Annotated in this window: 7 protein-coding genes; all 7 read right to left on the reverse strand. The window is 40.7% G+C overall.

Annotated features, from left to right (window positions below):
- Window positions 1-6: 6 nt before the first annotated feature.
- The 7 genes from G466_RS0100535 to G466_RS21205 all read right to left on the reverse strand — a co-directional run bounded on the left by G466_RS0100535 (window position 7) and on the right by G466_RS21205 (window position 12382).
- Complete coding sequence (locus tag G466_RS0100535; RefSeq protein ID WP_051315471.1) at window positions 7-1992, reverse strand: calcineurin-like phosphoesterase C-terminal domain-containing protein; 1986 nt, start codon at window positions 1990-1992, stop codon at window positions 7-9.
- 14 nt (window positions 1993-2006) lie between these two features.
- A complete protein-coding gene (locus tag G466_RS0100540; protein WP_026811871.1) occupies window positions 2007-3239 on the reverse strand; it encodes a BACON domain-containing protein in 1233 nt (410 codons plus the stop codon).
- Between the two features lie 21 nt (window positions 3240-3260).
- The gene (locus G466_RS0100545; RefSeq protein ID WP_026811872.1) at window positions 3261-4835 is read right to left on the reverse strand and encodes a SusD/RagB family nutrient-binding outer membrane lipoprotein; all 1575 of its coding nucleotides are present in this window, start codon (window positions 4833-4835) and stop codon (window positions 3261-3263) included.
- 11 nt (window positions 4836-4846) lie between these two features.
- Entirely contained in the window at window positions 4847-8146 is a 3300-nt protein-coding gene (locus G466_RS0100550) for a SusC/RagA family TonB-linked outer membrane protein (RefSeq protein ID WP_034234300.1), read from the reverse strand.
- Window positions 8147-8501: 355 nt separating this feature from the next.
- Window positions 8502-9230 carry an MIP/aquaporin family protein gene (locus tag G466_RS0100555; RefSeq protein WP_026811874.1) on the reverse strand — a complete coding sequence of 243 codons (729 nt, stop codon included), beginning with the start codon at window positions 9228-9230 and terminating at the stop codon, window positions 8502-8504.
- Window positions 9231-9250: 20 nt separating this feature from the next.
- Window positions 9251-10747: a glycerol kinase GlpK gene (glpK, locus tag G466_RS0100560; protein ID WP_026811875.1), complete on the reverse strand. Its 1497-nt coding sequence runs from the start codon at window positions 10745-10747 to the stop codon at window positions 9251-9253.
- A gap of 18 nt (window positions 10748-10765) precedes the next feature.
- A complete protein-coding gene (locus G466_RS21205) occupies window positions 10766-12382 on the reverse strand; it encodes a glycerol-3-phosphate dehydrogenase/oxidase (protein WP_051315472.1) in 1617 nt (538 codons plus the stop codon).
- Window positions 12383-12519 lie beyond the last annotated feature (137 nt).

The raw sequence follows: 12519 nt of genomic DNA on the forward strand, positions 1-12519 counted from the left end.
TCAGGATCAACTCATATTTAAAGAAAAAGCTTTTGGGCGCACCATGTTTTCTGTATACACGTTGCCAAAACGGTCGGTCACTTTAATCTCTAGTGTAGTACTGGGAGCCGAGGCCGTTACTTTAAATAAATGTGCTGTATCGTTCGTAACAAAAGCGCCCGTTGGGGTGGCTCCAACATTAAGCCGTAAAGCGTCATAGGAAATTATATGTAAGGGGTCTTTTGTATTTACCCGCGTAACATTAAGTTTATTATTGTTTTCAGTTACTTCAATTTCCCATTGGCTATCGTAGCCCCATATATTAATCAACACTTCGTTGTTTACATTTTTTTGCGTATACGGTCCGGCATAAGGCGCAAGCGTTTCCTCTGTAGTGTTAGGGGCAAACTCTGATGCGGTAATGTGAACTTGGTTCAGGTCATAGGAGCGAAATTGGTAGTCTTCTTCATAACCTATGCTCTTATACCGCCATTGAACATCTTTCCCGTTCATTTGCCAAATACCGTAACCCCCAGGGCTTCCATCCTTGCAAATGTGGTTCCCAGCATAACCATTTCTGCCCGTCCACCACCATGTAGCACATATAGCTGCGGTATTATGCTCCATAATATTTTCTTCCTCCTCTATCCTGTAATTCACATGGGTATGTCCAGATAACACGTGTACAGTGGAGAAATCCTTTAAGCAATTGATTAGAGTGCTTCCATTGTCCAACGCATGATTATTTACTTGGTCACCATAGGCATCCAGTGTTGGCCTTCTATACAAAGGTGTATGCATGGCAATCACAATGGGTGTGCTTTTATCTGTAATAGCTGCTAGATCTTTTTTTAACCATTCTATTTGTTCTGGACTAATATTGGTTTTGTAATTACGATCGCCAACTGTACCAATGGCTCCGCCGGTATTTATATACTCCACGTCGTCTAACACAACATAATGTACCTTTCCAAGATTGAAGGAGTAATAGGTAGGACCTAATACATCCCTATATTTATTTTCTGCCTCCCAGTCATTGGCATAATAAGGATCATAATCATGATTACCTATTACGTTAAAGACAGGGCAGTTCAGCATATTCATATAAGGGATATACTCATTCAGCCCAAAATCATTGTTGTACCAGTAGGTATCCCAAGTCATATCTCCCAAGGTTAGGACATAAACTTTGGTGCCGTCGGCTGAGTATTGATCGATAGCTGTATTTACATCGGGTAAAACCGTCCCAGTAAATTGGTCTATATCGTTGTTTCTATTTGCCAAATGCCAGTCTGCCATAGGAATAACCACATGCTTATCGTTGTTTGTTTTGATCAGCGAAAAATCCTTCTGTTCAATTGCAGTGCTGTTATTGCTCAGGCGCTTAAAGAATTGAGGAGCCTTCCCCTCATTGGTCACTTCGTAGTTTCCCGGAATAGATATGAATACAAATCCGATTTTCTTTAAGGAGGGGAGGTAATATACCCCTTCCTCATCGGTAACTGTTACCTCATAACCATCGGATACGACCACCCCCGGAATACCTTTTCCTTCCGAGTACACCACTCCTTTTACTGTCATGCCTTCAATATCTGGAATTTCGGTATTGGCCATTAAATTGAGGAGCACCGCACCTAAAATTAATTCCTCAGCTCCTCGTTCTACATTTATTTTATAGTTTCCGGTAGTTAACCCATTGGGAACCGAAAAGGTTACGGTTCCATCACCTACAGAAGTAACGTCGTTATTGAAGGATAAACCAGTGTCGAGCGTGGAGGTCAATTTTATTTTATCCCCCATATTAAATCCTTTCCCTGTGAGTGTAATGGTCCCCCCTTGTTTAACATTTAGACTTGGTGGGATAGATACCCCAGTAATATTTAAATTGTTGTTATCATCAAAATCAATTGATTCCTTATTGTCACAACTAGAAAATACCAGCCCTATTCCACTTAGCCCAGCGATGGTTGATAACCCACCTATTTTTATAAATTTTCTTCTTGTTTGGTTCATTTCAAGTTAGTTTATCAATCGATTATTTCTACTTTGATATCGTCAATGAAAATACGGTTCTTATTGGGTGACGCACTACTTAGGTCATAGGCTCCGCCCAGTAATTTTATACGTGTACTCGCATCCGCACCAGTAATGATGAACTCATATTTAGCTGTTTCTGCCTGCCATACTTCTGTGCATTCTGGGTCGGCATCATAATCTGGCCAATTGTCAATTGTTAGTGAGTTTACGCTTGGGGTTCCAGCACCAAGTGCCTCAATGTTAAGGGTGTTGGTATCCCGTGTTCCTCCTTTTGTTTGGTAGGGGACAGCTTTAAACGTTACCCGGACATTTGAGGTTTGTTCCAAATTGGATAATGTAGGAGAAGTTAAATCCCCTCCATAATTGGTTTTGCCTAACTTTACAAAACCGGTACGTGCATACACCAATTGTTGGTTACTAGAGTTGGTGTTTTCTGTACTGGTCCATCCTCGTTCTTTCTCGTCTGAGGTCCAACTGTCCATTCTTTTCTCACCTGAGGTATCATAGAATATGGTGCTTCCGTAAGTTAGCCAATCAAAGTTTTCTTCTAAAATAATATTCCCTGCAGATTGGGTAATAACAATTTCCTTATCTAGACTAGGATGTTGTGCTGAGCTAATTTTCACTTTAGTGGAGCGTTCTTCTCCACTATTTCTTTCTGCTCGTAATTTTATGCCATTTTCCAAGACCGCTATTTCAGTGAGCCAGCTACCATTTTCAAGGGTATAGATCCATTCTACATTTGCTTTTACGTGAATATTCAACTCGCTTTCCGCCGATGGGACAGCTATTCCCTTTTCTTCATCATCAAGGGTGATATAAGGTACATTAGCTTCCTGATCTACACGAAAAAGTAGGGGTTGCTCTTTCCCATCAACCACAAAGACAAAGTTTATGGTACGGGGATCAAAGGTGTCGTTTTCTGATATTATAACTTTAAAAATACCATCATCTTTACCTTCAATTGGGAAGGTCTTTGCCCAATGTGATTCTCCTTGCGGCACAATTTGCCAAGGACGGTTGGAACGTACCACATAACTTTTTGTATCGCCACTTACTCCCACGGCAAGTCCGGTCGGATTTTCTTCGATGATGAAAAAAGGATCTCCCACAAATTCGGTATCGTCATCATTACACGCGGTAAAGATTAAGGGTAAAAAGAAAAGGGCCAATACAGACAACAACCCTATTCTTCTATTCGATATTTTATTTTTAGTATACATGCTTTCTGTTTTTTACGGTTGTTATTTTCCTTCGTCAATGGCCTGTTTGCTCCACCATACGGGTGTTTTCATAGTATTGTCCCCACCCATTCGCTGTAAGGCCGCTTGTGCATTTTCATTATTGGTAGCCATAGTTGTGGTTGGGTAGGCAAAACGAGTTGGAAGGATATAATCGTTAAAAACTGCTCCGCTTCCAATGGTTAATTCGGGATATCCAGTGCGGCGGTATTCATGATAAGCTTCCATCCCGATCCAAAAAAGGGCTAAATACTTTTGGTTTCCTATCAATTCTTCTTTGTTGGTAGCATTGTCCCAAGATGCTAGATCAGAGGAAAGTAGAGTAGTGATATCAGTACTAGTAATCGTTATGGGAACCTCACTATATTGTCCCAATTCCGCCCATTTTTCCACAGATGCTGTTACCGCGTTTTCGTAGTGAGTTTTGGCAACTGATTCGCCACCAGGAATTCTTCCTTTTAAGGCGGCTTCGGCTAAAATAAATTGTACTTCGGCATAGTCCATAAAGGTTCCAGGCGCATCCGATCTTACAAATACTGCTGCGTTAAGCCATGAGGAACCACGGTCTGCTGTGCTCTGGTCTTGTTCTGGAACCCCAGCTATGGTACCTTTCCACAAATTATTTGGATTCACATTGATGTTTGGATTCTTTTTTCCATAAATGGGAAGGCGTGGATCTTCGTAGGTTTGATTGCCATTATCATCGCTAACTACTGTCATCTTAATGAGTTGTTCGGTTAATTTTCTGCCCGAACTGGTAAAGTCTCCTTCGTTACTATCAGAAAACTGACTGCGATAGGGATCATTTCCAGAGAAGGTAACCGTGGCATTATCTGCATTGGAAGTGAATATGGGAAACTTGTCTGGATTGTTAAGGATTTCGGTCATTTTTGTGCCCGTATTCATTTCGCTGCGGCCACTAACCCTATTGAGTAATCTTAGATATAACGAATTGTTAAATTTTCTCCATTGTTCCATGTTACCCTTATACATCCCATCTAAGGCAGGTTTTGCAAAAATTGGCTTTGTGGCATAAATTTCATTAGCCTCCATAAGATCTGTAAACATTTGTAGGTAAACTTCTTTTTGGGGGTCGAATTTCGGTTTAGTGGTACCATTTGCTTTTCGCGCAGTAAAGGCTTCGGAATATGGAACGTCACCAAACATATCCGTAAGATTGGACATATATAATACCTTTAGTGTTAAAGCAATAGCCTCCAATGATCGTTCTTCTTGCTCTATGCTCATATCATACATATGTAAGGCATTATTGGCATATCTGGTATAAAGGTTCCATACGCTCTGCCAGTTCCCGTCACTAATAAAATACCGGTGCTCTTGACGGGTAGTTCCACCCGTAAATGCGGTAAATTGAACAAGCTCATTATTCCAATACCAAGAATAGTTCATCCAAGCGTTAGCACCATTATAAAGCAAAGGTTCAAACATGCCACTTGCTTGTATTTCCCCAACTGTTGTTCTGTTCGGGTTTGTATTTATCTCCTCAAAATCAGATGTACAGGCAAAAGTGACTCCTACTATAAATCCAATTAATATTATTTTTTTCAAATTGTTCATTTCCTGATTGTTTAAAATGAGAATTTTACATTAAAACCATAAGATCTTGTCATAGGGAATGACATGGATTCTATTCCTTTATAAATATTTGATCCATTTACCATTCCTGTATCCGGATCGTATTGTGGGAAATCTGTTATCGTAATTAAATTGGTGGCATAGACTCCAAGACTAACACTGTGAAATAGATCTGTTTTTTGCAAGAAACGCTCTGGTAATTGATAGTCCAGTCTTACTTCTTTTAATTTTAAATAAGAAGTATCAAATGTATTCATCTCTGTATTGTTACGATTCCAAATATAGGAGTTGTAATACGTCTGAATACTCTGGGTTACGGTATTGTTCTTGGTATAGCTCACGGATCCATCATTGTTATTTACAACATTTACCCCAGGGTGAACCAATCCATCATACCTTCCTTCCAAAGAGTTTTTTAGCTTTCCTTGATAGGAAAGGGCAAAGTTGGTTACGGAAAAGGCATTTCCTCCCATTTGCCCTGTAAAGGCTGCTGTTAAGGATAGGTTCTTGTACCTAAAACGCTGAGTCATTCCTCCTCTCCAATCAGGATTTACGTTTCCAATTTTACGATTTGGTGATTCGTCTAAAATGGGATATCCGTCTGCGTTTACAAGATGCATTCCTGAAGCGTCTACCTGTTGGCCATTCTCATCTGTATACACTGAACCTTCGGGTGCTCTTTGAAAACCTCTTCCATAGATTACGTGCATTTGTTCACCTACATAGGAATAAATGTAAGTACGTCCTCCAATGGTAGTCCCCATGTCTGTTTGCAAAGGCTCATTGGGATCCCATCCATCTTGTAAACTTACCAGTTTGTTCTTGTTTTTTGACCAGGTCAGATCAAAGGACCAATCAAAATCTTGGGTTCTGACCGGAGCAAAATTTGCCGATACCTCTATTCCTTCGTTGGTAATTTCTCCGGCATTGATCTTCATCCCAGTTGCCCCTGTAATTTGATCTACGTCTACCGAAACAATCTGGTTAGTAGTAGAGGAGTGGTACCAAGTAACATCAAATGACACTCGATTTTTGAAAAGTTTGGCTTCGATTCCCGCTTCCCAACTTTCCACATTTTCAGGTTTGATCAATGGATCTGGAATAGTACCTGGCAACGTATATCCGCCAGGGTAGGAGGAGTTTCCATAGTATTGATCTAAGGAATAGGGCGATGTATCATTCCCTACATTTGCCCATGAGAATCTTAGTTTAGTAAAGTCTATCCATGGTACATTCGACTTAAAATCCAGTACTCTGTCCATAAGAATACTCGTAGCCACCGAGGGATAGAAGAAAGACCAGTTACCTCTGGATAGGGTGCTAGACCAATCATTACGCCCTGTAATATCAACAAAATAGGTGTCGTCCCAGCTAAGTGAGGCCATCCCGAATAAGCTGTTCACAATTTTTTTACTACGGTAATTGTAGGGCTCCGGAATTACTCCCGTTGGAAGGTTGGAAGTATGATAGATTCCCTCTTCCCCTAGTTTGTCCAAAGTGAGTCTGTTATTATAGTACTCATTGATCCTGTTATTACCTCCTACAAAAGTTGATAGTCCAAAACGGCCGTCCGCTATATTATTGTTGGTATAACGCAACATAAAATCGTTATTGTTTTCTATGACTCTAACAGTTTGTTCCCTATAAAATCCGTCTTGATATCCATCGGTGTAAAATGGTCTCCGTTGGGTACGGAATTCATCCGACCAATCCAATCCAGAACCTACGTCTAAGGTTAATCCCTCCATTATGTCAAATGTGAGTCCTACACTTCCGAAAACTCTATTTTTATCATATGCATTAGTTGCTTCGTATAAGGTTCGATAGGGATTATAGCCACTGGTAGATGGATATACCAATCCTTGGCCATCTTCCCCTTGTGCGGCCCAGTTGGCGTAATTATAGCGTCCTTCAAAATATTCTTCTTTCCAAGCATCTATACTGTTAACATTAAAGCCCCAGACCAATGCATACATTGGATTACTGGCACTATATCCACCTCCGGGCATGTTGTCACTACTTTTTAAGTAATAATTGATTTTAGTATTGAACTTTATTTTATCGCTTATGGGCGTATTAAAAGCCAAGGAAATGGTCTTTTTATCGAAACCTGTATTTGGAAGTATCCAATCGTTTTTATAATCTGTTACTGAAAATCGGGTACTGGTGCCTTTTCCATTGCTGCCACTAAGACTAACGGTGTTACTAGTGGTTAAACCGGTGCGGAATAGACCTGTATACCAGTCGTCTTGATATTCCCATGGTAATTTGGAGAACTCGCCCGTGTCCCAGTTTTTAGACGCATATAAATAGCGTAATTTACCTGAGTCAAATTTTTCCCCAAAGGTGTAGCGGGAGTAACGTCTTGGTACGGCCACCCCGTCTGGGGCCATTTCGGGAGTTAGTTCCCACAAAGAATATTCTCCAGACCCCATATCGGAACCATTACCGTATTCTTTTTGAAAATCGGGAAAGTACCCTGCTTGTTCAAAAGTTACCGAAGAACTTACCGATACCCCTAGGCCTTTACTTTTCCTACCCGATTTTGTAGTGACAACAATTGCTCCGTTGGCTGCCCTTGAGCCATATAGTGCAGCTGCAGCCGGACCTTTAAGTACCGAAACGGAGGCAATATCATCGGGGTTAAGATCACTCATTCCGTTACCGTAATCTATTGGTGCATCGCCCTGCGCATAATTACTTACACTCTTTGTTGCCGTTGCTCCTGAAGTAACTGGAACACCATCTATTACAAAAAGTGCTTCGTTGCTTCCATAATTCAAAGATTGGTCTCCTCTTAAGGTTACTCTCATAGATCCACTTGGGCCCGTGCCAGCCTGATCAAAAGTTAAGCCGGCAACTTTTCCGGACATACCATTTAGCCAGTTACCGGTAACCGCTTTATTTATTTCTTCTCCTTCCACTTTAGAAATGGAATAACCCAAGGACTTTTCTTCTCTGGTAATATTAAGTGCTGTAACAACCACTTCATCCAGGGCATTTGTATCCTCTAGCATGATTATTTCTAGACGTTCTCCCGATTTGGTGGTTACCTCTTGGGTGATATATCCTATGAACGAAACAATTAAATTAGTTTCTTTTTTTGTGGGTTTTAAACTAAAGATTCCATCAAAATCGGTAACAACCCCGTTGTTGGTGCCTTTCTCTAAGATCGTGGCTCCTGGTAATGGATTTCCATCGGCATAAACAGTTCCTGTAACCGTTTGTCCATACGTAAACGATGTTATGGTAAATAACACCAGTAGCGTAACTAGTTGGTTAATTTCTCTCATTTGAATTTAATTATTTAATAATTCTGGGCCAAAATTAGGTCCTTGGTTCATTCTAAATATTAAGCTAACATTAAGTTCCTCCTTTATCACTGGCGGTTGCATTTAAAATAGTTGGACCCTACGTGTTTATGTTTTTAAGCAATATCATAGTTGTAGTGACTGTTGAAATAGGTTATAATGGTTTCGATTTATATTAAGCAGATATCAATAATACATAAATTATCTTATATATGAAATAAAACGAAGCAAATCATAATTTAATGATGTAGAGCGTATTCTGTTTTGGTTGAGGGGGGTGCTTCTGAATTTTTTCTTTATTTAGTTGGTTCAATTTAAATAGGGACTTGCATTAATATTAGGAAAGTGCTAACATCAGTAGCGCAGCTAAAGTACCTCCCAAAATAGGTGCTACTACAGGGATCCACGCGTAGCTCCAATCGCTGTTCCCTTTGCCTTTTATTGGTAAAATGGCATGAATGATTCTGGGACCTAGGTCTCTAGCTGGATTAATGGCATAACCCGTTGTGCCTCCCAATGATAGTCCAATGGCCCAGACCACAAAGGCAACTGGTAGTGCCCCTAAAGATCCAAGCCCTATAACGGTATTCTTGTCCATAATTGTAGCATCCGTAAAATAGAGCACCGCGAATATTAAAACGAATGTGCCTATTACTTCGCTAATAAAATTGGCGCTGGTATCCCGGATTGCGGGATCGGTGCAGAATACCGCTTTTTTTAAACCTTTATCATTAGTTGCTTCAAAGTGTTTTCTATACATTGCCCAAACCAAGAATGCCCCAATCATAGCGCCAATAAACTGGGCTAAAATATAGTACGGAACTTCGAGCCAGGGAAATAGGCCGGCTACGGCCAAACTTATGCTTACCGCGGGGTTAAGATGTGCACCGCTGTAAGGGGAGGCAACCACAACGCCTACATAAACTGCTAATGCCCAGCCTGTGGTTATAACGATCCACCCACTGTTTTGGCCTTTGGTCATATTTAATACTACATTGGCCACTACACCACCTCCTAAAAGGATTAATAACATGGTGCCGATAATTTCTGCTATATATGGAGTCATGATAGTTTTATATTTGGTTATTATTTTTGTTCTGTCCAATACTGAAGAGCCTCAACTGCCCGGTACCAACCTTTAATTCCTTTTTCTATTTCAGTCTGTTCTTCAGTGGGTGAAAAATGGACATCGGTTTGCCATATTTTTTGAATTTCTTCTAAATCTTTCCAATATCCAACGGCTAAGCCAGCTAGGTATGCGGCGCCCATTACGGTGGTTTCCACCACTTTGGGGCGGACGGTTTTGGTATTTAGGACATCGGACTGAAATTGCATCAAAAGTTTGTTGACCGTAGCGCCCCCGTCCACTCTTAGTTCTTTAATAGTTACCCCTGAATCGGCTTCCATGGCTTTCAAAATGTCCATGGTCTGATATGCTATGGATTCCAATGCGGCCCTTGCAATATGGGCGTCAGTACTACCCCTGGTAAGTCCAAAAATGGTGCCCTGTGCCTTTTGGTTCCAATGGGGGGCGCCTAAACCAGCAAAAGCTGGGACAAAGTATATGCCGTCAGAGCTGGAGACAGAATTGGCCAATTTTTCCACTTCGGAAGAGTTATTTATCACTTTAAGGCCATCCCTTAACCATTGAACTACCGCTCCGGCGATAAAAATACTTCCCTCCAGTGCATATTGGGTTCTGCCATTTATTTTCCATGCAATGGTAGTTATGAGGTTATTGGTGGAGATAATGGGTTTTTCTCCAATATTCATTAACATAAAACAACCTGTACCATAGGTGTTCTTTACCATTCCAGGTTGTGTGCACATTTGGCCGAAAAGAGCCGCTTGTTGATCACCCGCAATGCCAGCAATAGGAATCCTTGTTGCGAAGAAATTGGGATGCGAATGACCATATATCTCGCTAGATTGTTTTACTTGGGGCAACATATTCTTTGGAATGGTGAACAGGTCCAAGAGCTCTTGATCCCATTCCAAAGTATTTATATTAAAAATAAGTGTTCTACTGGCATTGGTAACATCGGTTAAATGGAGTTCACCCTGTGTCATTTTCCATATTAGCCAAGAATCTATGGTGCCAAATAGTAATTCCCCTGCTTCGGCACGTTCTCTTGCACCGCTTACATTGTCTAAAATCCACTTTACTTTTGTTGCCGAAAAGTAGGAGTCAATAACTAACCCCGTCTTTTCCCTTATTAGGTCCGATTTTCCATTAGCTTTAAGCGTGTCACAGTAATCAGAAGTACGTTTGTCTTGCCAAACAATGGCATTGTAAACAGGCTCTCCTGTTATTTTGTCCCAGACCACAACGGTCTCGCGCTGGTTAGTAATACCTATGGCCGCTATATTAGCGCCACTAAGCCCTCTTTTAGTGACTACTTCTGCCGCCATTCCAGCTTGTGTAGACCAAATTTCTATGGGGTCGTGTTCTACCCATCCTGGTTCAGGAAAGTATTGGGTAAACTCTTTTTGGGCCGTGGAAACAATGTTTCCTTTCTTATCAAAGATAACAGCTCGGGAGCTTGAGGTGCCCTGATCCAGGGCAAGTATAAACTTTTCCATTATTATTAATAGTCTTTGTTATAGGTTGATCTTTTGTTTTTTATCAAGTGGAGGGGTTGGAATTTCCTGTAGAACATATTGAGCGGCGATTGCATTGTATGCTGTAACTTGTTTTTTTTGCCAGTCTAAATCCTTATTCATTTCCAATGCCATGATTTCCGCAACTTTCGGAGCCATTTCCACAGATGCTTTGGCGTCAAGGAACAATGCTCTTACCCGTCTTGCAAGAACATCTTCAACCGTCCTTGCCATTTCACATCTTACTGCCCAAACCACTTCTGCACAGAAAAATTCGAGGTTAGGATGTAGTTTCTTTCCTAGTTCCGGTGACTTGGCCATTAATTCTAAAATCGCTGTTCTATCGGATCCGTAAGCGTAAAGGTGGTCATTGCTTTCCATTTCACGGGTTGAACCGTGAATGGGGAGGTGTTGCGTAGCGCATGCTCTCTTTGGAAGTTTTCCTATCCTAATAACCTTATCAATGGTGTCTTGAGCCATTTTTCTATAGGTAGTCCATTTTCCGCCTGTTATGGTAATCAAGTGCGATTTTGACACTATAATTTTATGGCTTCTAGATATTTCTTTGGTTTTCTCTGATTCATCCTTAGGGGCTGCCAAAGGTCTTAATCCAGCGAAAATACTTAGTACATCTGCCCTTGTGACCTTCTTGGTTAGATAGCTGTTCGCTGTTTCTATTATAAAGTCAATTTCCTTTTCAAGTGCAACTGGTTCTAGGCTATGGTCGTCCAGTATGGTGTCTGTAGTGCCTATTAACACTCTATTGTGCCAAGGGACCAAAAATAACACCCTGCCATCATCTGTCTTTGGGATCATAATGGCATCTTCGCCAGGTAAAAATGATTTGTCCAGTACTAAATGGATTCCTTGGCTAGGGCGGACCATATTTTTTGCATCGCGATTATCCATCTTCAATATTTGGTCTGTGAAGACTCCCGTGGCGTTAATTACAACTTTGGCCGGTAATACATACTCTTTATTGGTCTCCACATCTTTGGCAACTACCCCGTTTACTATTCCTTCGCCATCTTTTGTAAGTTGGGTAACCTGAAAATGATTTAAAAGGGTTGCACCTTTTTCAATACAGGTTTGTGCAATATTTACAGCTAATCTGGAATCGTCAAATTGACCATCGTGATAGAGAACTCCTCCCTTTAGCTTATGGGTGTTAAGTGTGCCTAATCTGCTAGCTGTCTCTTTACGGTTTATATGAACGGATTTGCCCAAGCTCAATTTGCCCGCAAGTACGTCGTACACTTTTAATCCTACCGTATAGAACATACCACCCCACCACCTATAATTAGGTATGATGAAAGACTGGTTCTTTACAAGATGGGGTGCGTTTTTTAAGAGTAGACCTCTTTCATATAACGCTTCCTTTACTAGGCCTAAGTCGCCCTGCGCTAAATAACGAACTCCTCCATGCACCAATTTGGTGCTCCTGCTAGATGTTCCTTTGGCATAATCTACCTGTTCTAACAATAGTGTCCTATAACCACGGACCACACTATCTATTGCAACACCAAGGCCGGTTGCACCACCACCAATAATGATAACATCCCATTTATCAGGGGAGTCCAAATGCTGTAAAATTGCTTCTCTCTTAAATAAATCCACTTTCGAAAAATTTCAATTCTTTTCAATATTAGTTAAAATTATGCTAAAACAAAACATGTTGAGCTAAAAAAGAAGATTATCGAAGATGTTTTTATTCGATTTTAATTGAATTATCGAGAAAAATGCTCATGTAATTA

The sequence above is a fragment of the Arenibacter certesii DSM 19833 genome (assembly GCF_000429545.1).
GTDB classification, from domain to species: Bacteria; Bacteroidota; Bacteroidia; order Flavobacteriales; family Flavobacteriaceae; genus Arenibacter; species Arenibacter certesii.